Genomic DNA, 26,288 nt, shown 5'->3' on the forward strand with positions numbered 1-26,288 from the left:
GGGAAATGAATGAAAATAGTTGTGGGGATATCCGGGGCAAGCGGTGCGGTTTATGGAATCCGTTTACTAGAAGCATTAAAGGCAGTAAATGTAGAGAGTCACCTTGTGCTTAGTGATGCAGCAAGGACGACCATTGAATACGAGACTGAGTACCACATAGATGAAGTATTGGAGATGGCCACGCAAGTCTACGACAATAAAAATCTCGGAGCAGCCATTTCCAGTGGATCGTTTAAAGTAGATGGAATGGTTGTGGCGCCCTGTTCCATAAAGACACTTTCCGGGATCGCCAACAGCTACAATTCCGATCTTCTTACCAGGGCCGCCGATGTTAGCTTAAAAGAGAGAAGAAAATTAGTATTAATGGTGAGGGAGACTCCTCTTCACCTTGGACACCTAAATCACATGACAATGGTTACACAAATGGGCGGGGTTATTCTCCCGCCTGTCCCGTCTTTTTATCATTTTCCCAAAACGGTTAATGAAATCATTGACCAAAGCGTTCAAAAAGCTTTGGATCAGTTTGATATTGAAGCAAATTTGTTTAATAGATGGGTAGGTATTTAATTGAAAACCTACAACTTTGTCACGTTATTTTTACCAAGTTTGAATAACAAAAATTTAAAAAACAAATTGTAAGTTTTTAAAATTTTTGTTGGTAGAAAACAGATAAAATACAATTGTAAACGCTTTCAATTAAAAGAAGGTAGGTGACATTATTTATGATAAAAACGTCAGCAGCAATCACACACGGAAAAGGAGAACCCTTTACAATCGAGGAAATAACCATTGAAAATCCAAAAGCGGGGGAAGTTCTTGTCAGGATTATTGCATCAGGAATATGCCATACTGATTTGATTGTTAGGGACCAATACTATCCAGTGCCCCTTCCTGCGGTGTTAGGCCACGAAGGGTCTGGAATTGTTGAAAAGGTGGGGCAGGGAGTTCATTCCGTACAGCCAGGTGACCATGTGGTCTTATCCTATAGTTCATGTGGAGAATGCAATAATTGCCGGAGTGGGAATCCTTATGGCTGTACTCAGTTTTTCACTCTTAATTTCACAGGAAAGATGGAGGACGGAACTAGTAGATTACATAAAGATGGAGAGGAATTGTCCAATTTCTTTGGTCAGTCTAGTTTCGCTTGTTATTCCGTAGTTTCTGAGAGAAATGTGGTAAAGGTTGATAAGGATGTACCTCTAGAATTATTAGGACCCCTTGGGTGTGGAATTCAAACAGGTAGTGGGGCCGTTTTAAATAAGCTGCAACCTAAGGCAGGCTCTAGCATCGTCATTTTTGGTTGTGGTTCCGTTGGCTTAAGTGCTCTAATGGCTGCAAAAGTGGCCAGTTGTACAACAATCATTGCTGTAGATCTCCAAAATAACCGCTTAGAACTTGCCAAGGAACTTGGCGCTACTCATACAATAAATCCAAAAGATACTAATACTCTTGATGAAATTCAAAGAATAACCGGTGGCGGTGTTGAATATTCCGTTGAAACAACTAGCCGGCCAGAAGTACTTCGCCAAGCCGTGGATTGCCTTGCTACTCTTGGAAAAGCTGTAGTGATCGGAGCCCCGCCTTTAGGAACTGAAGTAAATTTGGATGTAAATACAATCTTATTTGAAAGGTCAGTCACTGGTGTATTAATGGGTTCTGGCGTACCACAGTTGTATATTCCTAAATTAATTAAGCTCTATCAACAAGGGCAATTTCCATTTGATAAATTAATAAAATACTATAGGCTGGAAGAAATAAATCAGGCCAGTAAAGACTCAGAAACAGGGATTACAATTAAACCAGTAATTAAGATTGGGGAGGTATAGAAATGACTGTAAAAACTAATAAGTATGCAGAATGGAACAAATTAATGGTAGGCGGAAAATGGAGAGAGGGTTCTAGTTTAAAGTATTGCACGGTTACTAACCCGTTTAATGATGAGGTTTTAACAGAATTGAAGTATGCGAGTAAAGAAGATATCCACGAAGCTTACCAGGCGGCTGAAGAGGCTCAAAAAAGCTGGTCTAATTCAAATCCATATGAAAGGATCGCCATCCTGGAAAAAGCGGCTCAGATTGTACAAGACAAAAAAGAAGAATTAATCCAGCTTCTTGTTGAAGAAACAGGCAGCTCTCAATTAAAAGCGGCTGTTGAAGTGGATTGTGCTGTTGGCGACTTAAAGTTAGCCTCGACATTTCCAATGATGATGGGTGCAGATATTCGTCCGTCCGGGATACCGGGTAAAGAGAACAGGGTCTATCGGGAGCCTGTCGGAGTTGTCGGGGCCATAACTCCATGGAATTGGCCTTTTCATTTGACGATGCGTGTTGTGGCGCCAGCCATTGCAACTGGTAATGCCATTGTTATAAAGCCCGATTTCCAAACCCCAATTTCAGGGGGATTAATCATTGCTAAAATCTTTGAAGAAGCGGGACTTCCTAATGGATTAATTCAAGTTACAGTTGCCGATCTGGAGGAAATTGGCGATTATTTCGTGGAACATCCTGTACCAAGCGTTATTTCATTTACTGGTTCTACGGCTGCAGGGCGACATGTTGGCTCGTTGGCTGTAAAACATGTAAAAAAACCGGCACTGGAACTTGGAGGAAACAATGCATTTATCGTTCTGGATGACGCCGATTTAGATCAGGCAGTTTCAGCCGCAGTATTTGGTAAATATATGCATTCAGGACAGATTTGTATAGCAATCAACCGGATAATCATCGATCGAAAATTATACGAGCCTTTCGTTCAAAAATTTCTGGAGAAGACAGCTCAGGTTAAAGTAGGTGACCCACAGAATAGTGACACAATCATTGGTCCTATGATTAATAGAAAGCAGGTAGAACGTGCGCTAAGCATTATTGATAAAAGTAGGGAAGAAGGAGCCAGGGTTGTAAAGGAAGGAAATGTGAACGGAAATCTTATGGAGCCATTCGTTTTGGTAGATGTCAAGAATCATATGACAATTGCTCAAAATGAAATCTTCGCACCCGTTGCTTGTATAATTCCAGTAGATGGTGAGGAAGAAGCTGTAAGGGTAGCAAATGATTCTCCTTTTGGTTTGAGCGGTGCAGTTTTTTCCGGATCGATTGAGCGAGGAATTCAAGTCGCTAAACAAATTAAGACTGGTATGATCCATGTCAATGATCAAACAGTAAACGTGGAAACGAATATCCCATTTGGTGGTGAAAAAGCATCAGGGCTCGGCCGTTACTGCGGTGAATGGGCATTTGAAGAATTTACAACCGTTAAATGGATATCCGTTCAAAAACAACCAAGACAATATCCATTCTCTTAACTTTTATTTGGAGGAAACATTAGTATGTTTCCTCTTTTTATTTATGAACATTCCCGACCTTACACGTTTTTCCATGAGCCAAAAAGACCAATTGACTGGTCAGGGAATAGGCTTACCTCTTATGATGACGTTTTTTGCATTTATTAGTATAATGATTACCGCTGGGACAAGGATAGCATTTGGAAAGCCGATTACCAATCCAGTTGAACTTCTGACCCAATTTAATAACCCGATCATGGTATTGCTGGGCGCATTTTCTCTGCTTATTGCTACACTATCTGTTAAAGTTGCAGCAAATGTTGTTAAGACAGGGCTCATTTCAATCGTAATCGGCTTATTATTTGCACCTTGGTTATGGTTTAACAATGCTAACTCTATAAATTCCATTGTAGGAGCCATTGGCGGGAAACTTGGGCCTGTATCAGGCATAATGATAGGAGACTACTTTATTATTCGAAAGAAGGAGTATGACCTGAACAGTTTTTTTACAAAGGAAGGCCAATATAGCTACAACAATGGGTGGAATCCACTTGCATTCACTGCTTCAGGGATAGGAATTATTGTCGCTTTAGTCGGACTATTCATTCCGTCATTAGCGTCTCTGTACACCTATAACTGGTTTTTAGGGATAGCTGTTGAGGGTATTTCCTATTTTCTCCTAATGCGCCGTATTGTAAAATTGTCAGTACAGGCATCGAAAGATAAGAGGGTTTCTATTTAGTATAAAGATGATAAACAGAGAAGCAAGGGGTATTATATCTCCTGCTTTTTTCATTAAGCCTCCTTTGTCTACTCTTAAGCGGTATGGTAAAAATTCAGCTGGTTCGGCTCACATAGCTGACATTTTCGTTGATTGATTTAAGGCAACACCCAAAAGGATCATCTTTAAACTTTGGAGGTTAATTTAACTCATTCCTGCACGTTACAATCTTTTCATGATTATCCGGTAAACGCGAATTAGTTAACAAGAATTGCCAACTGATCATTTTCTCTACACAAGTTTAATTATTCTCATTATTGAAGCCTAAGAGAATGAAGCATTTGTGGTAGTGGATTTAGAAGGAAAAATATAAAAAGATCGTTAAACAAACGTACTAATGCCAATCTTATTGTGAACAATAGTATTAAAGACCATTTTATTCTGGCATATGAAATCATTCTTACTTATAATAGTTATTAAGTACAAACATAATAAAATTTGGAAGCAACAAAGAACAGGGGCACTCTAGTGAATCAAGCCAGAAGACAAAACAAAACATATCGAATGACTATGTTAGGTTTGCTAATAGCAATTATTATTTTACAAACATTCATTCCATTTCTCGGATATATTCCTATTGGACCTTTAAGCTTAACCATTATTCAAGTTACGGTTATTGTTTCCAGCTTTGTTCTGAGTCCAAAAGATGGAGCCATTATTGGGGGAGTATGGGGGCTGATTACTTTTATTAGGGCTTTTACAAATCCGACAAGCCCTATCGCTCCAATTATATTTGTTAATCCTCTCATTTCTATTTTCCCAAGAATAATGATTGGTTTCGTTGCCGGATATTTTTACAAATGGCTTAAAAGGACTAAATTAGGTATGGTGGGTTCAATGCCTATTGCTGCATTACTCGGTTCTCTAACGAACACTATTCTTGTTTTAGGATTAACGTATATCTTTTACAAAGAATCATATGCTAACGTTTTGCAAATTGATGTCAGTCAAGTATTACCAGCTTTATTAGCTATAGTAGCAACTAATGGTGTTGCAGAGGCGATTGCTTCCTTTATCATGGCTCCGATTATCTCAAGACCACTATTGAAATTAAAAAAACAATAAAATTTAACGATTAGAAAGAAGACTATTTAAGGGCACTAAAAAACACTTACATTTTTAGAAGGATGTCGCTGCTTAATAATGAATGTCAATGACAATGCAACCAATACTCTTCGAAAAATCATCCTGTGAAAAAATAGGATGATTTTTTTAATGCCTTTTCAAAGGAATACCTTGCATTATTAAGTAATATATTTTAAAACTAAATAAGGAGGTGTAAAAATTGGAAATTAATAAAGAGGTTTTAAAAGGTCACATTGATACATTAATTTTATCTTTATTACATAACAGGGATATGTACGGATATGAATTAGCGAAATTGGTCCGTGAAAAAAGTGAAGAGCAATTTGAACTAAAAGAAGGTACGCTTTATTTGTCTTTAAAGCGATTGGAAAAAAATGAGTGGATTTCTTCTTATTGGGGAGACGAACAAGGACCTGGAGGAAGAAGAAAATATTATAAACTTACACCATTAGGTGAAGAAGTTTTTGAAGAAAAGCGTAAGGAATGGCAATTTGTAAAAAAATTATTGATACATTTATCGAAGGGGGAGAATAACTTTGAAACAAATTGATAAATATGTAAATTCTATTTATAAAGATATTGCGGGAGACAAACAAGAAATAGAAGATTTAAAGCAAGAAATGCGGTCGCATTTACTTGAAGCCGTTGAAGAGTTAAAGGCGAAAGGGAAATCAGAAGAAGAAGCTATCCATATCGCACTCGAAAATTTTGGAGGTAAAAACCAAATTGTAAAAGGATTATCTGAATTCTTCAAAGTACAGAAGAAATTTACTAATTATGTATTATCGTTTGCACTGATTTTCTTTGTTTTTGGCATAATAACACTTGTTTCTTCCTGGATAGAAGCTGATCACTTTTACAAAGAGGGTGAACAATTTGGGACAGTAGAAACAGAAAAAAATGCTATCTTTAATAAAGTTTTCAATGTTCTTGACACCACTAATAAATTAAACGTTGTAGAAGAAGACCAATTGATGGACATTTTTAAAAAATATCCAAAGCAATTGAATTTATTAGCCGTTTTTCCAATGGTAGATTTAAACGGATGGTTAGAGGAAAATGAGGTATCGCTTGGAACACCTATGACACATTTCCCAATAGAATATAAAAATGCAGCGATTGTAATTGGGAACAATCAAGTGATTGAAAATAAAGAACAAATTATACCAAGTGATTATGATTTGGGAACTGTTTTAATGGCAAAGGGGCATTGGATTGTTCAATATGAATATAAAACTTCTTATGAAAATATAGTAGAACAACATCATCAATTAAATTATTATGCTCCAAAGACTTGGACTTTTTATCAGTTACCTATTTTATTTTTTGCTTTATTTATGGCACTCGGTATTGTTTGGCTGTTCTTAAAAAAGCAAAACAAACAGTTAAAAACTGTAATGAATTAAAGTCTAAATTTAAAAATTGAAGACTTAAAAATAGCAACTGACTAACTCAATTGCTATTTTTAATGCTATATAATGTCAAAATGTTTGTTAAAACCAAACCAATGTGAATTAGGTATAAATTGAAGTTTTCTCCCCTCCAACCGAACCCGTTATCATTATAATCCGGACTTTTCTGATAAACCGGATCATGCGGGCAGTGCCGAATGCTTTTGAAAGCCGCCGGCATAAATAAAACTAAAATATAGGTATAAAGCATTATTTCACTGTATTTACTATCCTTCTATTATCTTATACAATTGGATGGTGTTTTTTAGTTCTATTTACATAATTTATAAGCAGAAAGAAGAGGGGACAACGTGAAATACTGTAAGCAATGTGGAAGCAAGATCAATGAAGGAAAACAATTCTGTACGAATTGCGGTGTAAAAGCCGAAACAGGAGAAGCGGGGCCTGCAGGACAGGCTGCGCCGGGTGCTCCAAATCCAGTCCAGCCCTCCCGTTCACAGGCAAGCGTGACTAATGGACTGCTTAGATCGACGAAATCCAAAGTTATCTTTGGATCATTGGTGCTGGCAGCAGCTGTCCTGCTGACTGCGTTTTATGTTACCAATCACTTCCTTGCACCGGAAAAGAAAGCAGGTGGGTTCATTAAGGCGGTACAGGAAAACGATGCAGCAAAGGTGAAGAAATATATTAACAGCGGGCAGATTGAGATCAAAGCAGATGATGCTCAGGCAAAAGCATTTATAAAATATCTAAAATCCCAGCCCCGTATTCTAAGGGAGGCAGATGACCAGTTCAAGACAACGATTGCCAAGCTTGATAGACAAAAGGATCTGACCGTTTCCGCGAGCGGTGGAAGCGATAGATTGATAGATATTAAGTACACAGGCAAAAAGTGGCTCCTTTTCAATAATTACGCGATTGAAGTACAGCCAGTATATATTTCTGTACCAGCACTGGGGGAAGCTGCTGATATAACGATAAATGGGAAAAAGGCAGGCAGGGTAGATAAGAAGGAAGAAACATTCGGGCCGTATTTGCCCGGTGAATATAAGATCAAGGCGGAAATTAATGGGGTTTACGGCAAGGTCGTAAAGGAAGCGGAAGCGGCAAGTTCAGATGCCGAAGACCAGAACCTTCCTGTAGAATTTGACCTCTCAGAAAATTATATTGACCTTGACTCTAACTATGCTGATGCAGATGTATACGTAAATGGAAAAAGCATTGGAAAAAAAGTAAGCGACTTAGAGGGAATTGGCCCTGTAGAACGAAATGGAACGGTCAAGGTAATGGTGAAAAAGAAATTCAAGGCCGGCGAGAAGAAGAGTAACGAGGCAGTCATTACAAAGGATACGGATTCACTCAGCTTAAATATCGATTATTATGAAAATCTGTATGATACAGACTATTATTCGGAGTCTGATGAAGATACTGCGGCTGATTATGCAGCCACATTCGAAGAGGAAGCAAGTGAGATCAAGGACTTAATCAGGGAACATTATGATTATATTACGTATGATGACTTTGAATCAGCTTATGACTTATTCTCATCATCACGGAAAAGCAAAGTCTCCCTGTCCGGCTGGGAAAAAGGGTTTGCTGACAACCTTCGTGATGAAGTGACTACCCTGAGGGTAGAGAGCATCGATGGAGACTCAGCCAGTGCCTATGTTGAAATGACTTCCTATGACGGGAAAGATGATGGTTCCACATTAGTACAGGAATGGGGTGGAAACTGGTCTCTGGTAAAGGAAAATGGCGTATGGGCACTAAATAAAGCAAGCCTTAAAAAGCTGGATTCCAGAGTGGAATGATGAATAGAAGACGGAAGTCGAAAAAAAATGGCAAGATCATTCTGATGGCCTTAATATTCGGGGTTTTGCTCGGATCTGGGATTTCAGCCTGGACCCTGACCGCCGGAAACAAGGAGAAAGAGCAAGGAGCCGGAAAGCTGGCGGGAACAGATCAAACGGCTGAAAAGAGTGAAAAAACTGTTCCCGAAAAGCCGGCAGTCCTTGGGGGCAAAAAAGAGGAAAAAGTAAAGCCGGCCGCACAAGCCACTTTTAACCAGAAGGATATGGAAATCGAAGAAAAAGTGGATGCCTTGGTCAAAAGGATGACACTTCAGGAAAAAGTGGGCCAGATGATGGTGGTCGGCTTTGGAACAAAGGCGCCCGATGCTCACATTAAGAAGATGATTGAAGAATATAAAGCAGGCGGAGTCATCTATTATGACCGGAACATGGAAACCCGGGCACAGGTAGGAAAACTCACCCAGGACCTGCAGGCGATGGCAGTCCGCAGCCGGCTCCAAATCCCGTTGATGGTTTCTGTTGACCAGGAAGGCGGCAGTATTGTCCGGATGAAGGAGCAGGTTTCGCCTATACCTTCGCAGCAGGCGCTCGGCGGTGAGAATAAGGCTCGAAAAGTGTACAGCATTGCAGCGAGAACAGGGAAAGAGCTTTTAGGGATGGGCATAAACGTGAATTATGCCCCGGTTCTTGATTTGTCCGATACCGACACGCGCTCTTTTGGCAGCGATCCTGCGAAGACCGGTGAATTCGGCGCCCAGGTAGTAAAAGGATTGATCTCTTCAGGAATGGCGGCAACACTTAAGCATTTTCCCGGAAACGGAAGAAGCAATATCGATCCTCACGTCGAAACTTCCTCCGTTCATGCAGACAAAGTGGACCTGGAGAGCAAAGATATCTTTCCTTTCACCAAGATCATAAAAGAAATGGATAATGATAAATTTTTTGTGATGGTAACACATATTAAATATCCTGCTTATGACAAAGTTAACCCAGCCAGCACATCTCCTGTCATTATCGACGGCCTGCTCCGCAGGCAGCTCGGGTATAAAGGGATTGTTGTGACCGACGACCTTGAAATGGGGGCAGTCAGTAAATACATTGATTATAAGGATCTGGGTGTGAAGGCCATACAGGCTGGAGCTGACCTGCTGCTCGTGTGCCATACCCTTCAGTATCAGGAGGAAGTCTTTCATGGCATTATTAGTGCCGTGAAAGCCGGGCATATAGCAGAAGATAGAATAGATGAAGCTGTGGCGAGGATTCTCCGGTTCAAATTGAAGAACCCTCAAATCATGCAAATCCAATAAAAAGAGGATGTCCCTGAAAAGAATGGGACATCCTCTATTTGCATTCCTTTACGCTGATCATAGATTCTTTTATCGAACACAGGATGCCTTTAGAAAAGGCATGCGGGAAAGCCCGGAAAATCTATTCCCGGGCCAAATTTTAGAAAAAGCTATCTGTAAAATCTCCAAAAGCAGATCTCAATGATTCGAACAGCATATCACCCATGATTCCCATGGCAATGAAGGTCAGTATGTAGGTTAAAAGGGTGCCATAGATTGCATCCACACCTTCCTGAACATCTCTCTTAAAGCTTGCAATTACGAGAGGCGGGACAATGAAAACAGACCCTATAAACCCAATAGACAGGACGATGAAAAAGATTTTAACCTTCAGGATGGTCATTACTAGAGCAACAGCCAATATGGCCACGAAAGGAATGAGGAATGAACCAAAACGTGCGATAACCTCGCTGAAGGATGCATTCACTCTGCCAAGGCGCACAGCCATGAAACACGCAGCAGCTACTAAAAAGATAAAAATGGCATAGGCAAAAGCCGGTTTGATAACAACCCCTGTAAATGGCACTTGATCCGCAAGGGAAGGGCCGTCATAAAAATCTGCGCCAAAGTCGCTTACCGTATTCAGGATACCCCTGAAAGCGAAATACATAATTAATGGGATTATCAATGAATAAATAGCAATGGTTATAATTCCGTTTAATAAATGTTCTGCCCCTACTGCCTGTGAGCTGGCAAATGGTCGCTTTAAAACCTGCATAAAATAAGAAAAATACATTCTGGAAACTTTCTTGGTCGTTTCAAGGTACGGATTCGGCTGAGCCTGCTGAGTTGTGCTGTTTGTGTAAACTGGAACATCTGATACAGAAGCTTCGTATGAAGCTGCAGATTCAGCTTCAGCGGGTGAAACTAATTTTGTTCCGCAGGACTCACAGAAGGTTCCCCCTTCGCTGCTGCTGGTTTTACATGTTGGACAATACATTAAATAAACCTCATTTCAATTGTAGTTATATAATCCTGGGAGTATATATTGGAATTATATAAGAAAGGCACCAGTTTGTGGAGACTCTATAATCATTTTGTCGTAGGAAAATAGAACTAATTAATCTGGTTTTAGTAAAAAGTGAAAGTTGTTTGGGAAGTTCAGGCATGAGAGGAAGGGAAGCCGCCAGAGATGAAAGCTTCATCTGCAAAGTCACTAAGACGTCCCGCTGTGTTACCGCATTTCCTTTTATTATAATGAAGTTAAAGCATCGGACAGAAGGCAGCATATATAGGCCATGTTAGTGATAAAAAGCACACACAGGCTGAACAACAAGCCGGAGACAATTATGGAGGACCTTGATTGAAACGAAGGGTAGAAGATTTTAAAGAATATGTACCGGTAATCATACATCCACGAGATAACAGGCCTAAAGCATGTAATTCTTGATATTTCCGGATTATCGTTCATTGAAAGCAATTCGATTTCCTCCCTGATGGAACTACAGTCCATCCTTGGACTACCTGGATATAGGACCATCCTTACCGGAGTCCAGTCCTAGTTTTCAAAAGAAATAAACGCCGCGGGATTTTGGAATTTCAAGTTTATTCATCCTTAAAAGATGCCTTTCATTCTCTGATTGAGAGAGAATCCGGTTGAAAATGGGTAAGGCTGGATGCCCGGGGAAATAAAACGGGAAGAAGGATTTTGTAAGAGGGTATCGTATTAGTTAATGTAGTAACTTAATATGTATGAACGGCTGCAGCTTGATTCAGATTTATAAGTATACACGATTTGGCAGCTAAGAAATAACAACATATAAAAGAGGTGTCCTATGTTTATAAAGCAGCCATTTGACGAGTTTTTAGGTTTTGAATACAAGAAAATCGATGAAGACCATGTGCAGATTCGATTGCCCATTCAAGATTTATTCTTAAATAGTGCGGGGGTGGTACACGGAGGAATCATCTCATCATTGGCAGATGTGGCCATGTCTAATTTGATTCCTGCTGATGCTAACGGTATACAACAAGCATTAACTGTCGACCTGAATGTTTCCTTCTTAAAAGCTGTAACAGGCTCATACTTGATTGCAGAGGCACACATTGAAAAACAGGGCAGGACATTAATTCATACGGACTGTTCGATCTTTAATGACAAACAGGAGTTGGTTGCTAAATCTAAAGCAATTTTATTTCATAAACATTGAACCATCTAAAAGGAAGGTACATGAATTTTCCTTTCTGAAACGATAGAGTAATAGGTGATCAAATAGGAGTGGGTCTTAAATGGGTATTCCATTTAAAATGTAGACACTTTTTAAAAAGATTTCCTGAGAACTAAAATGAATAATGTCGAGAGGATGATAATAATATGTCTATTACCCTTCCTGATCTTTCAACAAGACCATTTTCTCTCACAATAGAGCGAGCAATGAACTGCTCACGGGAAGTCTTGTTCCAAGCATGGACGAAACACTTCGACCAGTGGTTTGCTGCACCCGGCAGCGTAATTATGCAGGGGGAAATCAATACGGCCTTCTTCTTTGAGACTTCTTTTGAAGGAAAACGTCATCCTCATTATGGCAGGTTCTTAAGGATAGAGAAAGACCAGCTTGTAGAAATTACTTGGGTTACCGGGGCAGGCGGGACAATGGGAGCTGAAACAGTTGTCACAGTCGAATTTGAGGGTGATGGTGCTGGAACTCTTCTCCGTCTTACGCACGCAGGTTTTCAAGATGACATTTCCCGGAACCAGCACAAAGAAGCTTGGCCGATGGTTCTTGAACATTTAGACAAGTGTATGATGAAACAGGATGGAACTACATTTGTCTAAAAGCATTAATTTTTGTTGACTGTCATCCTTTTTATTGATGGCTAAAATAGCATCTTTTACAACTGTGAAATTCATTTTTTGGCTTCAGTGAACTTGTGAATTTCAGGAGACTTTTGTTTGTACTTGACATAATGCTTGTGAAAGTGCTTTTGTGACAACATTTCTTTGGCAGGTAATACAATCTGTGGAGAAATTTCCAAAATAGCAAAATATATATTTATCTAAACGGATCTATTAATACGGCCCTTTATACTTTTCCGGGAATATCAATATAATGTTTTAACAGAGCATCTATATAAAAAAATCAATATTCCTAAGCACTTTGCTTTTGAATATTGACTACAATTTTTTTATTAAGTTTACAGTTGCACTGTTTGCATTCTATATTCTTTTTGGATAAGCTCAAACAATTTGTACAATAAAATCTTTTCACCAAGAAACACCTCCTTTTTAATATGCATTTATTTTAACTCTTAATTGTTTTCTCAGTATATGATTTATGTAAAGCTTGTTAATAAATGATAATCTCAAAAAGAGAGGTTTGCATTTTACAGGTTCAACTACAGGGAATGTTCATGAGCGAAAGAAGCGTTTGGTGTGTCGAGCGTAGATACTATTGCCATAACGCATACAGAGATTAAAAATTTAGACTTGAACTCGGTGTTCACGCTGAAAAGGATTTGAACTAGAAAGGTTTATTTGGTTATAGTATCAGTGTAAAGTTTTTCTTTCCAAAAAGATCCTGGTTTGTTATTATATTTAAAATTACAAACGAATGGCGATGAAGAGAAGAGTAGATCATCTGGTTTCTTCAAAGAGAGCCCCGAAGGCTGGGAAGGGGCAGGGACCGATTATTGAAGCAAGCCTCTGAGCCGGGCATCGGAACAGATTTTACCGGGGATGGTGCCACAGGAGCTCCTGTTATAGAGCTGGGGTATAAGCATGGTTATTTGTGCCGTACCCGAGAAGTCTGATTTGGCGACAAATCGGAGAACTGGGGTGGCACCGCGAAATCTCGCCCCCAAGACTTTTTAGTCTTGGGGGCGGGATTTTTTTTGATTTAAAACTAACGAAATGGAGGGAACGGAAATGGCAGTTGAAGAAAATAGGGTAAATGAGGAAGCGTATTTAGATTGGATTACTGAAAATGATCATAAAAAAGGGACGTTTGAAAGAACCATCACGACCAGGTTCCCACCGGAACCGAATGGGTTCCTCCATATTGGCAGCGCGTATGCCATTCATTTGAATTATATGGCCGCAAAGAGGTATGGGGGGCATTTTAATCTCCGTTTTGATGATACCAATCCACTGCGGGAAGATCAGGCTTTTGTAGACGGAATCATTGAGGATATGGAATGGCTGGGCTATTCTCCCGGATCCCGCATCTACTATGGCTCTGATTATTTCCAAACGATTTTTGAGGCGGCAGCCACGCTGATTAAAAAAGGAAGCGCCTATGTATGCGATCTCAATCCTGAGGAAATTACGGCTGGCAGGGGCACGCTCACCGAGGCTGGAACAGAAAGCCCATTCCGTGAGAGGAGCGCAGAGGAGAATCTTAAGCGGTTTCTGGAAATGAAAGAGGGAAGGTACCCTGCAGGTTCCTGTGTACTGAGGGCAAAGATTGATATGAAGTCACCAAATATGAACCTGAGAGATCCTGTCCTCTACCGAATTATACATGCTGACCATTACAGGACGGGACAGGAGTGGTGCATATACCCGATGTACGATTTTGCGCATCCGCTGCAGGACGTAATCGAGGGTGTGACACACTCGCTGTGCTCCTTGGAATTTAAAGATCACCGGCCGCTGTATGAATGGGTGCTGAACGAGCTTGGGGCAGAGGCGCCCCCAAAGCAGCGGGAATTCGGCAGAGTCAATATGACAGGGGTGGTCACAAGCAAGCGGTTCTTGCGGGAGCTGGTAAGTGAAGGTCTGGTCGATGGCTGGGATGACCCAAGGCTGCCCACGCTGAGAGGGCTGAGGCGAAGGGGGTTCACGCCTGAGAGCATCAGGAATTTCATTCGCCGCCTAGGGCTTGTGAAGCATCAGACCAGTGTGGACTTCAGTCTGCTGGAGCATTTCGTCCGGGCCGATTTACAGCACACAACAAGCAGCATCATGGCTGTACTCAAACCTCTTAAAGTTACCATCACCAATTATGAAGAAGGGAAAACAGAGCTGCTTGAACTGGACAATAATTCCGGAAATCCCGGTCTTGGAAGCAGGGAAATTCCTTTTTCAGGAGTTATCTACATCGAAAAGGATGATTTTATGGAAATACCCGCAAAAGGCTTCAAGCGGCTGTCCCCGGGCACAGAGGTCAGGCTGAAGGGCGCTTATTTTATAAAATGCCAGGATGTCGTGAAGGATGAAAGAACAGGTGAAATCATTGAACTGCTTTGTACGTATGATCCGGAGACCAAGAGCGGCACTGGCTTTTCTGGAAGGAAGGTAAAGGGAACGATCCACTGGGTTTCAGATGCCCATGCAGACGGAATAGAGGTGCATCTGCTTGACAGCCTGCTTAAAAAGAATGGGGAAGTGACGGACGGAAATGACTCACTGGCCGTAAAAATAAATCCTGTTTCGCGTGTGGTTCTTAAGGGCTGTAAGATAGAGCGGGGTGGAATTGAAGAGAGAGTACAGTTTATGAGGCACGGCTACTTCTGCCGTGACAAACAGAATTCCCCTGATGGAGACCCCGTCTTTATCAGGACAGTTTCATTGAAGGACAGCTGGAGGCGGCCAGAAGAATCTAACCATTAAAATTTATAGTATGGTAAAATTTAGAATATAGAGTCTCATGCCTGATCTTCACATCGATTGTGAAAAGCCCGGGACCTTAGTTATACAGGGGCCCGGGCACAAATCTAACGTCCTGAATTCATCCTCTGAAGCTCCAGAGCAATTGTCTGCATAATATCTTTCTTTTCCTTTTGCAGCCGAAGTAATTTTAGTAAAAACCAAACGATGAAAACGACCGGGGCTATGTAAAAAAGCAGCCATATAAAAGGGACGATTGTAAATAATGCATCTCCGTGCAATCTTTTCCCCTCCTTTTTTATTCAGTGTAACACGATTATCCTTATTATGGGAAAACGAATGGACACCTGAAGGGATTAGAACATGAAACGAATTCTTATTGAAAACAACATACTCACAGCAGGTATTACAGAATGGGGGAAGAAGGGACAGCCCGCTATTGTATGTCTCCATGGACTTGGCAGTACGAGTTTGAGTTTTATGAAGTCGCCAGTGCATTAGAGGATGATTATCATATTTTATCCATCGATCTTCCCGGTCACGGCAGGACTCCGCCCTTCAAAGAGGGAAGTCTCTATGAATATCCTCATTTGTCGGACTGGCTTCATGGTGTTCTACAGATTCTGGAAATACAAGAATACTATATTCTTTCTCACTCCTGGGGAAGCTTCCTGGCCCTTCACCATGTACAGAGATACGGTGAGCATGTAAAAGAAACAATATTACTGGACGGCGGCTATCAGACTAAGCGGAGGCAGCGTCAATCGCTCGCAGAAGAAATAGATTATTACAGAAACGATTTTGAAACATACATTTTCGACAGCTGGGCTGACTTCTTTGAAGCCGAGAAAAAAGTCTATACACGGTGGTCCCCGCTGATTGCACAGGCTGTAAGGGATCTGGGAGCCGACAGGGAAGGTAAAATAGGCTGGCACGCCAGCGGCGAGACAGCCGCAGGAATTATCAAGGCCATGCATAAGCATGAGACCGAGGATATTTACAGTCTTCTGCCACGCGGAATCTTGCTGCTTCGGGCTGACCTGCCGAGCCTTGAGGAAGAAAGGGATGTGACAGCCAGAATCTTTGCAGAGCTGGCAGGGGCAGAAGTGAAAGTTCTGGAAGGCACGACACACTTTCTGCACTGGGATCGGCCAGAGGTCGTTGTGAGGGAGGTCAGAAATAAGTTTTTCTGAAGATAGGGGGAGAAGGATGTTCAATGTAATAGTATGGATAAGTTTATGGCTATGCATTTTCCTTGTAGCCAGATTGTTCAGTTTTTTGCAGGAAGATACAGTCCTTTTGGAAAAACCTATTGGAAGAATGATCTGATGATTTCCTTTGCACAGAGCCTTTTGATTACGATCCTGTTAGAGGTTATGTAAGGGAGTTGAGAGAGTATAGAAGTATTGACAACAAGTTTTGGTTCTGCCTACATCTTAGGTATGACTGTGTTTTTTATTATAAAGGCTTTCATCAGGGCACTAAAGAGAAAAGAAATTTCGGTGGGGAAGTTCAGGGAATACACGGCGGCATCAGTCCTTATTGCGGTCATGACCGCTGCCTCATTGACGTTTGCCTATGTAAAGCTGTTTGACTTTCTGAGCTGAGAGGAAGCAGGTTATCTAAAGAATGGAAAGGAGGAAATGACATGGAAGAAGCACAACTGAAATATCAGCAGTCCATCATCAGGAATTTCTTTGATGCAGAAGAGCGGCTGAAAACCATACCCGGACAGAAAAAGAAAAAGCTGGTGGTGCTTGAGCATCTGGCTTCGGGACTGGAACCAAATAGGAAATATACAGAAAAAGAACTGAATGAATATATAAAGCAGTATCATGAGGATTTCTGCACACTGCGGAGGGAATTCATCGTCCATGGTTTCATGGACCGGGAAGACAGCATCTATCACGTTCATACCGGCGAAAGCCGGGCACGCTGGCAAGATTTATAAAGATTTTGGTTTACCGCCTCAGAGTGCTATAATGGACTGAAAATATTAACTGCAATCAGGGAGGCAACATGCTGTCATTTGAAGAAAAATTGGCGATCATCGAATCGTTTTCAGAGCTGGAGCAGAAAAAGGTATCGCTCGGGCGCATTAATTTCCAATATAACGAGAGTGTGGAAGAGAAAAAGAATGTGGTCTACCATCTGCATCCGAACGGAAATGGATACGTGTATGGCGCAAAGCTGAATGGCTATCCAACCGATGACCGGGGCATGGTGAATATCCGCGATTTTTCAGAAGATGAGCTGCGCACAATCATCGAGCAATCCATATTTTCGCTGTCTGCGGAGGGAAATGTCCTCGATCCGGAGGAAGAAGAGTGGGTAAATGGTGAAAATCAGAGCCTGACCCTGCTCCGTGAGGAAGAGGACATGTGGAATGTCTATGCCGGCATGAACCTGGACGGCACCTTCACTACCTACAGTGCCGCTGCTTCTTATTTAGAAGAAGAAGGCTTTACACGAAAATAAAAAAATGCGCTGTACTCCTAGTGTCTTTGGACAGGGAGTGCGGCTTTTTTTGCTTTATAGTTTTTTTATCCTATTCCCTTATCTTTAATACAAGGGAGCTATTAAATAGAATTAAAACATGAATACAGAAATACTTACGAAAAGAGTAAAAAAAGGCATTTGGAGAGGATAAAATGCGAAGGGTGGAAGTATGTCCATACGATAAAGAATGGGCTCAAATGTTTAGGGAAGAGGCTGAGAAAATAAATCTAATTCTTGGGGATGAAATGATTCATATATATCATATTGGCAGTACCTCTATTCCAGGATTAAGTGCAAAACCGATTATAGACATAATGCCTGTTGTAATAGACATTTATAAGGTAGATACATTTAACCGTCAGATGGAGGAACTTGGATATATAGCTAAAGGTGAAAATGGAATAAGTGGCCGCCGGTACTTTCAAAAAGGAGGGGACCACCGATCCCATCATATCCACATCTATCAGAATGGGAGCCATGAAATAGAAAGACACCTGGCTTTAAGAGACTACTTAATAACACATCCAATAGACATGAAGAATTATGGAGAGTTAAAAGAAAAGCTAGCACGGCAATTTCCGGAAGATATTGAATCTTATATAAAAGGTAAAGATTTGTTTGTTAAAAAAATGGAACAAAAAGCATTAAAATGGTATGAAAATAATCAAAATCATTCACAGGGGCAGCAGGTATAGGAGAATAAATTCTCCTTATTTTCACATACTGTGAAAAATGCCAATGGATGGAGAATAGCATGTACTTATTTGATAAAAAAACAGCGCTTCTGATCCTTGATGTTCAAAAGGGATTTGATGACCCATACTGGGGTGAACGCTGCAACCCGGAAGCCGAAATGAACATAAGCCGCCTGCTGGCCGCCTGGAGGGAGCGTTCCATGCCGGTCATTTATTCGCAGCACCTTTCTAAGCAGCCGGACTCGCCTATAAATGAGAACAACAAACATAACACTGAATTCAAAGACACCCTCAAGCCGGCACAAGGGGAAACGGTATTCACCAAACAAGTGAATAGTGCATTTATCGGCACAGAATTGGAAGTATATTTAAGAAGAAATGACATTATGAAAGTTGTGATTACAGGACTGTCCACACAGCACTGTGTTTCCACGACCACGAGAATGAGCGGAAACCTCGGCTTCTCCACTTATCTTGTATCAGATGCGACAGCGGCCTTTGGTACCCGTGATCATGAAGGCACCTATTACCCTCCAGAAGTGATACAAAAGGTGGAACTCGCTCAGCTGCATAAAGAGTTTGGTGTGATTGCCGCGACTGAAGAGATACTTCACAGTTTGGAAGTGTAGAAGCACAAGGGCAATCTCGGACAACTGACAAATCAATCCTCTTTTTTAATAACATTGGAATGTGTATTGGGGCTGGAGAATCCCGATGCAGGCGCTTCAATTTCCGCGGGGCTGGCGGTGAGCCTTCTTGTCTCCTTAAATAAAGCCCTCATTATTTACATATAAACATCCAACAAAATTCAAAAAGTGTTTGGAAGGAGGGCTTTCTTCTTTCCAAACACCTTTTTTATTTACGAAGCACCAGGCAGTCGTGTATTTTTACTCTTTACTCGCTTTTATAACCCGATGGAACGGGCATTGCGGTGGTGCACTGGCATCATCTCTGAGAAAATACTGCTTCCACTCATAATTATCCCCGGATCCGTAGGTTTTCAAATCAGGATGGATCGGAACTGAATCGTAATCTGCCAGCCGGCTTCTTACCTGTTTTTTAATCCGGGCAGAAAAAGTCTCATTCTTCATGAATTCCTGCAAGACCCATCTTGGGGTGATGGCGAGCATGAAATAGTCAAAATGCCTGCTTTGTCTATTGATGTGTGCCGGGGTGCCGCAGTACATAAAATATTGTTCCCCGTGGAAGCAGAATTCCCAGATTGGGTTGTGAGGGCTATCCGGTATATGCCCGGGCCATTTCTTTTCGTCGTGGTCATTCAGGTGATTCAGCTGCTGCCAGAACAGATCTTCGAATTGTTCAATGGTGTATCCTTCTTTCAGGTCACGGGGCGTTTCATAAAAAAGGATGAGGGAGGTGTAATTCCCGAAGTCCCTTGAATTCTCTGTATATTCACGCATAAGGCATGCAGCTTCCGCTCCGGACTCTTTCCTTCTAGGATCACTGACAAAGCCATAGCGCAGATGATTAAAGGAGAATCCAATTGTGGCGGGGATGCAGGGGAATGGGTTTTCCCTGCTCTTCATTTTAGTGGAAAATGTATCCAAAGCATCTTTTTCCCAAAGGTCAAGAAGCTCTCTATGTGAGGGAATCTCTTCATATAAATGCTTCATTCTAAGCACACCCCCTGATTGCTTCTACATGATATGTAGGCGGCTGCCGGGGCTGTGAGTGTCCACTTACAAAATAGGCTGAAAAAGGAAAATCCCGCTCATGATCCAAAAGCGGGATAGTTTCTTATTCTTCGTTATCATTTTCTGCTTCTTTATTGAACCAAAGTGGATCATGATCATCAACTTCACCATTGTAATTGATGAAGATTTCTTCACCTGCTTTTATGTCTCTGTAGGCATAAAATTCAAAGATGTGTTTTTCGAAATTGATATCGTACGTGGCATTCGGCTCGTAGGAATGGTTAAAGAGCATGCCGTAGCCGAGCAGGATGGCAGAATGGTTCTTGCCATACTCAAAAGCATAATCATCAAGAACCGTTTTTTCGATATATTTATGTTCTTCGTTTGGATATGAAAGGACCGGTGCCTCGTGGAAAAGGGTGCCCTTGGAGATATCTTCTGTCGCGAATACCCCTCTATTGAATTCTCCGTCACTGACCGGAGACTGTTTAACTTCTATTATGATCATCACCTACGTATCTTTTTTAGCGTACTTCCTTTATATTGACCGTTTAGCGTAAAAAAAGCAACCTCTAGGAAAAATAGGGCGCACATGCCTGCTGTTTGAATTTTCTTAATCTTATATTCATCCCGGGAAATCCCTGCTAAAATAGGAAAATAGGGAAATGAAAGGCCGGGCAGCAGATTCTCTGCCGCCTGTCGCCGGTTCGCATTCCCTGATGGCAGACTGGTTTCCCATTGGAACCAGTGTCGGGGTTCGAAGCCCAACTAACGGTGCCGCGGCTGGCAGCTTAACGCCATGGCAATTCTGCAGGTTAAGACCTCCATTGCCTTTTGGCCTGCTGCTTTCCGCGGTTCTTCAATTTCAGGAATAGGGGGATTATCATGCTGGAGCTATTTTTCCTGATGACCGCTGCTTCTCTCGCCAAAGGAGCCGTTTGGTATATGATCAGATTATTTGTGGGCGGAATCACCATTTATGAGTACCAGTCGGGCATAAGATTTAAGCGCGGGCGTTCGGAGAGCGGGCTGATCGGCCCCGGTAGATATACATACTTCAAGGCTTTGACAAGGATCGAAGTGTTCGACATGAGGACGGCCATCCTTCAGGTTTCCGGACAGGAAGTGCTGACCGCAGATCTGCTGGGTGTAAAAATCAGCTTCGGAGTCCACTTTCAGATCCTGGATCCCAAAGCACTTCTATCACATTTCGAGGATTATCACGAATCCTTCCGCCTCATGGCTCAATATAAGCTCCGTGAAGTGATTGCCTCATCCAGGCTCGACACCCTACTCGGGAATCGGAAAGAGATATCTGAAAACATGCTGAATCTGCTGAGGGAAGAACCGATTTTGTCCCCGCTTTCCATTCAATCTGTAAACCTAAAAGATATCATGCTTCCAGGTGATCTCAAGAAGGCTTATCTTGAAGAGAAAAAAGCCCAAAAGGCAGCACAGGCAGCCTTAGAGAAGGCACGCGGAGAAACCGCTGTGCTGAGGAGCCTGGCTAATGCAGCCCGGCTGCTTGAGAACAATCCCGGCCTGGAACAGCTCAGGCTGATCCAGACCATCGAGAGCTCGGAAGGGAATACGTTTGTCTTAGATACTAAATAGCCGGAGAAAATTAAAGATTGAGTTTGAAAACTTCGGTTAAGCTCGTGAACGAAATTAAAAACCAAGGCTTTAGAGACAGCTATATCTAATCTGGGCTCAGTAATTGAAAGGAGAGTGGATTCAATTGTTCATCCATAAAATAGATGATGAATTATCATTAAAAGTCCTGGAGGAAAGGGATGGTGAAAAACTTTTTGCTCTGACAGACCGTTCCCGGAGTTATTTAAAGGAGTGGCTGCCCTGGCTGGATTACACCCGGAGTGTGGAAGACTCAAGGGAGTTCATCCGGATGACGCGGCAGGGATTGGCTGAGAACAGGAGCCTGACGACTGGCATCTTATATAAGGGACAGATGGCTGGGGCAGCCAGCTTCCATCATTTCGACTGGACGCACCGGACAACATCGATGGGTTATTGGCTTGGTCAGGAGTTTCAGGGCAAGGGAATCATGACAAGGGTGGCTGCAGCCTTAATTCAGTACGCTTTTGAGGAATTGGGTTTAAACCGGGTGGAAATCAGGGCGGCATATGGCAATCTGAAAAGCCGGGCCATCCCGGAACGTCTTGGTTTTATGGAAGAAGGTCGGATCCGCCAGGCGGAGTGGCTGTATGATCATTTTGTCGACCACGCAGTATACGGGCTGCTTTCTGAGGACTGGAAGCGGAGGAAGAGTGCCGAGCCCGGGATGCTCAAGTGAAACGGCAGGTTCATAAAACATAAAGTCTGGAATGATTGCTTTTGCTCACTAAAAGGAAGATACATATCATTGGGTCCGTTGGCAGCGGCAAGACGACGCTTGCCAAAAGGCTGTCAGAGGAACTGGGGATTCCCTATTATGAATTGGATAATGTGATGTGGGAACGGAGGCCGGATGGCGATCGGAGAAGGACGGAGGAAGAGCGAAAGGCAGTACTCGGAGACATCCATAACAAGCAGGCATGGATTGTGGAGGGTGTGCATAATGATGACTGGATGGCGGCGAGCTTCCATGAAGCGGACCTCATCATCCTCCTTGAAACAAGCTATAGAGTGCGGACCTTTCGTATTATCCGGAGGTTCCTGCGGCAGAAGGCGGGACTTGAAACCTGCCATTATAAACCGACAGTTCGAATATTCCTGAACATGTTCAAATGGAGCAAATCGTTTGAAACTGAAGGAAAACATCGGTTCTGGCAGCGCTGTGAACCATACCGGGACAAAATTGAGGTAATCACTGACAGCGTAGGGCTGTACATGAAATGAAGGGCTGATTTCAGCTCTTTTTTCAATCCTGTTGTTTGCCCTGCCATAAACTGGGCGGTACAATAAATAATATTTATCCCATACAGCTTTGAGAGGGAGTATGCATCAATGACTTATATAAAGCGCGGCACCCCCATGTTCAGGAGTGCATCGCTCGCTCTGTTTGCGGGGGGCTTCAGTACGTTTGCCATTCTTTGGGGCATGCAGCCCCTGCTGCCTGAAATATCAGGAGAATTCCATATCTCACCGGCGTTATCAAGCCTCAGCCTTTCAGCGGCAACGGTGGCCTTATCCATCAGCCTGCTGATAGCAGGTTCGCTGTCAGAGGTTTTCGGCCGGAAAAACATGATGGCGGTTTCCCTGGTTTTATCCGCCATCCTCTCTATCTTGACGGCTTTTGCTCCGAACTTCCATACCTTGATTCTGGCCCGCGTTCTGCAGGGAATCACACTTGCCGGCCTGCCCGCCGCAGCCATGGCCTATCTCGGGGAAGAGATGGATTCCTCGGGCCTTGGACTCGCAATGGGCCTTTATATCAGCGGGAATTCTATCGGGGGGATGGCCGGAAGGATCGTCAGCGGCATTTTGACGGATGCTTTTAGCTGGCATGCAGCCATGGCCGGCCTCGGAATCATGAGCTTACTTGCCAGTATCATTTTTTGGAAGGGGCTGCCGGACTCCAGGCATTTTAAACCGAGGGAACTGAAGATCAGGAATCTTGTCCGCTCGCTGGGCAGCCAATTTCGAGAACGCTCCCTGCTTCAGCTGTTTCTGATCGGCTTTTTGATTATGGGCGGCTTTGTCGCCCTTTATAATTATATGGGCTTCCAATTGACACGTCCGCCTTATTCTCTAAGCCAGACACTTGTCGGTTTCATTTTTATCGTGTATATCGTCGGTTCCTTCAGTTCAACATGGATGGGCATGCTTTCCGATATTTTTGGAAAAAGTAGAATTCTCCTCTTGTCCCTGGTCATCCTGCTTGGAGGTGCCTGCCTGACACTCAGTGGAGACCTTTCGCTCAAGATTCTGGGACTTGCCATTTTTACGTATGGATTCTTTGCAGCCCATTCCATTGCGAGCGGCTGGGTGGGACTCGTTTCCACCCATGATAAAGCACAGGCTGCGTCTTTATATCTTTTTTTCTACTATGCCGGCGCAAGCATTGGCGGGACAGGCAGCGGCATCTTATACAGCCGCTTTGGCTGGCCCGGGGTGATTTCCATGATTGCTGTCCTGACCTCGGCGGCACTTGTCCTTACTATCCAGATTGGACACAGGGGCAGGCAGGGGCTGAGAAAATCAGCTTGATTAACAGGTTTACTAATTTTTCCAAGAAAAATAGAGCTTGAACCTCCAGCTTCCCGGGTATAAATCTAAACAGAATAAGAAGCTTGAGGAGGAAAGGAAAATGAGCTTACGTGAACGAATCTGGGAAAATATGACCAAGCATAACTGGGAGCACTTGATTGATACCGAGCATTTTGAAGAAGACCTGGAAGAGGAGGAATGAGACATTCCTTCTCTTTTTTTTGACCGCTCAACAATTGGGTACCCTAAATATAGAAAGGCTCTTTTTCTAAGGTTTTCAGTTTGGTTTTATGAATTTTTAAAGTCAATACGTCGTTAAGCTTAGCAGATCTAAACCAGGATTATAGCGGTAATTTTTAGAAAACAGCATAAGGGGAAATACCATCTAAAACCCGCCCTTTGACTTGTGAATTGGGAAGTAATTATTTTATAATGAGAGATGCATGTCGAAAAAAAAAGACATGTCGGAAAGCAGGTGCTTGAAGTATGCTTGATGTTTTGAAGAATGTTAGTGTTTATGAGCTGCTTGATAAAATAGATGATAATATATTTATAACAAATGAAAAGTTTGAATTAACGTGGATGAATAAACAGGGAAAGGTGTTCCTTAAACAGGTAGCGCCTTTTTGGGGAATCGATAACGTTGAGGACTTAATAGGCAGGGATATTACGACTATAGATATTGGTAGAAGCCTGACCCGGTTGACAACGGATGATTCTTTTCCTATGGAGGCGCATATTAATCTGTTTGATAAATTTACGGCCGATCTTGCCATTGATGAGATAAGGAATGAGGAAGGAAATCCCAGCGGTTTCATTATCACCTGGAGTGATGTGACACTGTATGAAGATGCAATCAAGGAAGGACAGGACCTGCTGGATGAAATTGATACACCTATTTTCCAGACGGTTCTCCCATTCGCTGCTCTGTGCCCGATCATGGGCCGAATGACCGAACATCGTCTGGATGCCATGCAGATGAAGATTCTGACATATTGTGTAAAAAGCCAGGTAACCTCTATGATTCTCGATTTTTCCTCCTTCGAATATTCCCTGGAGCCATTTGAGGTCACAGGTATCAATAATATGATCAGGGCGCTCCGACTCATGGGAGTCAATGCCAGCCTGGTGGGCATCGGCTCGAAAATGGCCCAGTCAATCGTAGATAAGCGGGTGAACTTTGAAGCGGACAGCTATCAGTCCTTCCAGCAATGCATGTACGGCATAATGGAAGAGACGGGCTATAAACTGATCAAAGACGGCGGGAAAAAGAAGGGAGCTCTGTCATAAGGGCTCTTTTTCTTATTCTTTTACATGACTTCAATTGAACGGGAAAAATATTTGCAAAAACAATTCTGCCAGCCTTACATCTCTTATCTCTGCTGGTTCTTTTATCCATGAAATCCCCTACGGTGTGTTCCGGAAATAAAGGAAAAAAATTGAATTGCTCCTATTCTTCTTGTTTACCTTCATTCATACCGGGAATTAATTGGTATCCACCCTAACAAGAATGGAACTGGAGTGATTTCAATGGGGAAGACAGGCAGGATAAAGCAGAAAGCTAAGACTGCAGTGAGTAAAGTGAAAGCAAATTTGAAGGAACGTTTTTTTACTATGGCCGACATTCCCTCAACCACCGTCAGCGAGCTCGCCGAGTTCATCAGGGTGAACCCCGATACCAGATCAACGGAGCGGCAGCTGCTTGGCATGAAGTATAAAACGTACCGTCTCGATGTGCTTCCATACTCTTTTTATATGGAAACGGCAGGAAACCGGGTTGTCCAGCTGGATGGGATGAACGAAGGCGAGCCGGCCATTGCCTATAGGTCGTATAAGGACTTCCGAGATTTCCATACACCGATCAGGATTCCTTAGTATATTAAATGCACTTGATATGGTACTTGGAATGGCGTGTGAAATGACACGTCTTTTTTTTATAGATTCTTTAAGGATAACAAAGGAATAAAGAAAACTTATCTTGAATGAAACATTATAAGCACAAAAAAGG

General features: G+C 42.4%; 27 protein-coding genes, 1 pseudogene and 1 other annotated feature. Of the genes and pseudogenes, 24 read left to right on the forward strand and 4 right to left on the reverse strand.

Going from position 1 to position 26,288, the window contains the following annotated elements:
* The first annotated feature begins 9 nt into the window (after positions 1-9).
* The 9 genes from V1501_RS08660 (at position 10) to V1501_RS08700 (ending at position 9,677) form a co-directional block, all read left to right on the forward strand.
* Positions 10-567, forward strand: coding sequence for a UbiX family flavin prenyltransferase (locus V1501_RS08660; protein ID WP_409292624.1), 558 nt, complete (start codon positions 10-12; stop codon positions 565-567).
* A 158-nt stretch (positions 568-725) separates the two neighbouring features.
* Entirely contained in the window at positions 726-1,826 is a 1,101-nt protein-coding gene (locus V1501_RS08665; RefSeq protein WP_409293301.1) for an NAD(P)-dependent alcohol dehydrogenase, read from the forward strand.
* Between the two features lie 2 nt (positions 1,827-1,828).
* Positions 1,829-3,301 carry an aldehyde dehydrogenase family protein gene (locus V1501_RS08670; RefSeq protein ID WP_409292626.1) on the forward strand — a complete coding sequence of 491 codons (1,473 nt, stop codon included), beginning with the start codon at positions 1,829-1,831 and terminating at the stop codon, positions 3,299-3,301.
* Positions 3,234-4,022, forward strand: coding sequence for a cytosine permease (locus V1501_RS08675; RefSeq protein ID WP_409292627.1), 789 nt, complete (start codon positions 3,234-3,236; stop codon positions 4,020-4,022). The genes V1501_RS08670 and V1501_RS08675 overlap by 68 nt, the downstream gene beginning before the upstream one ends.
* Before the next feature lie 507 nt (positions 4,023-4,529).
* Positions 4,530-5,126 (forward strand): ECF transporter S component, encoded by a 597-nt coding sequence (locus tag V1501_RS08680; protein WP_409292629.1) that lies wholly within the window; start codon positions 4,530-4,532, stop codon positions 5,124-5,126.
* A 220-nt stretch (positions 5,127-5,346) separates the two neighbouring features.
* Positions 5,347-5,697, forward strand: coding sequence for a PadR family transcriptional regulator (locus V1501_RS08685; protein ID WP_409292631.1), 351 nt, complete (start codon positions 5,347-5,349; stop codon positions 5,695-5,697).
* Complete coding sequence (locus V1501_RS08690; protein WP_409292632.1) at positions 5,684-6,553, forward strand: permease prefix domain 1-containing protein; 870 nt, start codon at positions 5,684-5,686, stop codon at positions 6,551-6,553. The genes V1501_RS08685 and V1501_RS08690 overlap by 14 nt, the downstream gene beginning before the upstream one ends.
* 356 nt (positions 6,554-6,909) lie before the next feature.
* A complete protein-coding gene (locus tag V1501_RS08695; RefSeq protein ID WP_409292633.1) occupies positions 6,910-8,370 on the forward strand; it encodes a zinc ribbon domain-containing protein in 1,461 nt (486 codons plus the stop codon).
* On the forward strand, positions 8,367-9,677 hold the full coding sequence (locus V1501_RS08700; protein WP_409292635.1) for a glycoside hydrolase family 3 protein: 1,311 nt from the start codon (positions 8,367-8,369) through the stop codon (positions 9,675-9,677). Before V1501_RS08695 ends, V1501_RS08700 begins: the two co-directional genes overlap by 4 nt.
* A gap of 139 nt (positions 9,678-9,816) precedes the next feature.
* Here V1501_RS08700 and V1501_RS08705 read toward each other — a convergent pair whose 3' ends face one another.
* Positions 9,817-10,656 carry a hypothetical protein gene (locus V1501_RS08705; protein WP_409292636.1) on the reverse strand — a complete coding sequence of 280 codons (840 nt, stop codon included), beginning with the start codon at positions 10,654-10,656 and terminating at the stop codon, positions 9,817-9,819.
* Positions 10,657-11,491: 835 nt separating this feature from the next.
* Here V1501_RS08705 and V1501_RS08710 point away from each other — a divergent pair.
* The 3 genes from V1501_RS08710 to V1501_RS08720 all read left to right on the forward strand — a co-directional run bounded on the left by V1501_RS08710 (position 11,492) and on the right by V1501_RS08720 (position 15,267).
* On the forward strand, positions 11,492-11,866 hold the full coding sequence (locus tag V1501_RS08710) for a PaaI family thioesterase (protein ID WP_409292637.1): 375 nt from the start codon (positions 11,492-11,494) through the stop codon (positions 11,864-11,866).
* Positions 11,867-12,030: 164 nt separating this feature from the next.
* On the forward strand, positions 12,031-12,492 hold the full coding sequence (locus tag V1501_RS08715; RefSeq protein WP_409292639.1) for an SRPBCC family protein: 462 nt from the start codon (positions 12,031-12,033) through the stop codon (positions 12,490-12,492).
* Between the two features lie 772 nt (positions 12,493-13,264).
* Positions 13,265-13,518 (forward strand) — a binding site (T-box leader).
* A gap of 63 nt (positions 13,519-13,581) precedes the next feature.
* On the forward strand, positions 13,582-15,267 hold the full coding sequence (locus tag V1501_RS08720; protein WP_409292640.1) for a glutamine--tRNA ligase/YqeY domain fusion protein: 1,686 nt from the start codon (positions 13,582-13,584) through the stop codon (positions 15,265-15,267).
* A gap of 104 nt (positions 15,268-15,371) precedes the next feature.
* On the opposite strand, the gene V1501_RS08725 is transcribed toward V1501_RS08720, so the two are convergent.
* Positions 15,372-15,545 (reverse strand): hypothetical protein, encoded by a 174-nt coding sequence (locus V1501_RS08725; RefSeq protein WP_409292642.1) that lies wholly within the window; start codon positions 15,543-15,545, stop codon positions 15,372-15,374.
* Between the two features lie 82 nt (positions 15,546-15,627).
* Between V1501_RS08725 and V1501_RS08730 the strand changes: the two are divergent.
* From V1501_RS08730 to V1501_RS08755, 6 genes and pseudogenes are all read left to right on the forward strand, one after another.
* Positions 15,628-16,457, forward strand: a pseudogene (locus V1501_RS08730) (alpha/beta fold hydrolase).
* Between the two features lie 213 nt (positions 16,458-16,670).
* A complete protein-coding gene (locus V1501_RS08735) occupies positions 16,671-16,871 on the forward strand; it encodes a hypothetical protein (protein ID WP_409292644.1) in 201 nt (66 codons plus the stop codon).
* A 41-nt stretch (positions 16,872-16,912) separates the two neighbouring features.
* Complete coding sequence (locus V1501_RS08740) at positions 16,913-17,215, forward strand: DUF2087 domain-containing protein (RefSeq protein WP_409292646.1); 303 nt, start codon at positions 16,913-16,915, stop codon at positions 17,213-17,215.
* Between the two features lie 68 nt (positions 17,216-17,283).
* Positions 17,284-17,742, forward strand: a complete 459-nt coding sequence (locus tag V1501_RS08745; protein ID WP_409292647.1) for a hypothetical protein — start codon at positions 17,284-17,286, stop codon at positions 17,740-17,742.
* 173 nt (positions 17,743-17,915) lie between these two features.
* On the forward strand, positions 17,916-18,458 hold the full coding sequence (locus V1501_RS08750; RefSeq protein WP_409292648.1) for a GrpB family protein: 543 nt from the start codon (positions 17,916-17,918) through the stop codon (positions 18,456-18,458).
* 59 nt (positions 18,459-18,517) lie between these two features.
* Positions 18,518-19,087 carry a cysteine hydrolase family protein gene (locus tag V1501_RS08755; protein ID WP_409292650.1) on the forward strand — a complete coding sequence of 190 codons (570 nt, stop codon included), beginning with the start codon at positions 18,518-18,520 and terminating at the stop codon, positions 19,085-19,087.
* A gap of 258 nt (positions 19,088-19,345) precedes the next feature.
* Here the strand turns inward: V1501_RS08755 and V1501_RS08760 are convergent, their stop codons facing one another.
* Entirely contained in the window at positions 19,346-20,092 is a 747-nt protein-coding gene (locus tag V1501_RS08760; RefSeq protein ID WP_409292651.1) for a YqcI/YcgG family protein, read from the reverse strand.
* 124 nt (positions 20,093-20,216) lie between these two features.
* Complete coding sequence (locus V1501_RS08765) at positions 20,217-20,615, reverse strand: SET domain-containing protein (RefSeq protein WP_409293303.1); 399 nt, start codon at positions 20,613-20,615, stop codon at positions 20,217-20,219.
* A 383-nt stretch (positions 20,616-20,998) separates the two neighbouring features.
* Here V1501_RS08765 and V1501_RS08770 point away from each other — a divergent pair, with 383 nt between their 5' ends.
* The 6 genes from V1501_RS08770 (at position 20,999) to V1501_RS08795 (ending at position 26,155) form a co-directional block, all read left to right on the forward strand.
* Positions 20,999-21,727 (forward strand): SPFH domain-containing protein, encoded by a 729-nt coding sequence (locus V1501_RS08770; protein WP_409292652.1) that lies wholly within the window; start codon positions 20,999-21,001, stop codon positions 21,725-21,727.
* Positions 21,728-21,851: 124 nt separating this feature from the next.
* Entirely contained in the window at positions 21,852-22,424 is a 573-nt protein-coding gene (locus V1501_RS08775) for a GNAT family N-acetyltransferase (RefSeq protein ID WP_409292654.1), read from the forward strand.
* A 41-nt stretch (positions 22,425-22,465) separates the two neighbouring features.
* The gene (locus V1501_RS08780; RefSeq protein ID WP_409292655.1) at positions 22,466-22,969 is read left to right on the forward strand and encodes an AAA family ATPase; all 504 of its coding nucleotides are present in this window, start codon (positions 22,466-22,468) and stop codon (positions 22,967-22,969) included.
* Between the two features lie 108 nt (positions 22,970-23,077).
* Positions 23,078-24,280, forward strand: coding sequence for an MFS transporter (locus V1501_RS08785; RefSeq protein WP_409292656.1), 1,203 nt, complete (start codon positions 23,078-23,080; stop codon positions 24,278-24,280).
* A gap of 486 nt (positions 24,281-24,766) precedes the next feature.
* Positions 24,767-25,570, forward strand: coding sequence for an STAS domain-containing protein (locus V1501_RS08790; protein ID WP_409292657.1), 804 nt, complete (start codon positions 24,767-24,769; stop codon positions 25,568-25,570).
* A gap of 240 nt (positions 25,571-25,810) precedes the next feature.
* A complete protein-coding gene (locus V1501_RS08795) occupies positions 25,811-26,155 on the forward strand; it encodes a hypothetical protein (protein ID WP_409292659.1) in 345 nt (114 codons plus the stop codon).
* Positions 26,156-26,288 lie beyond the last annotated feature (133 nt).

It is taken from the genome of Paraperibacillus esterisolvens (assembly GCF_046237625.1).
GTDB lineage: Bacteria > Bacillota > Bacilli > Bacillales > DSM-1321 > Paraperibacillus > Paraperibacillus esterisolvens.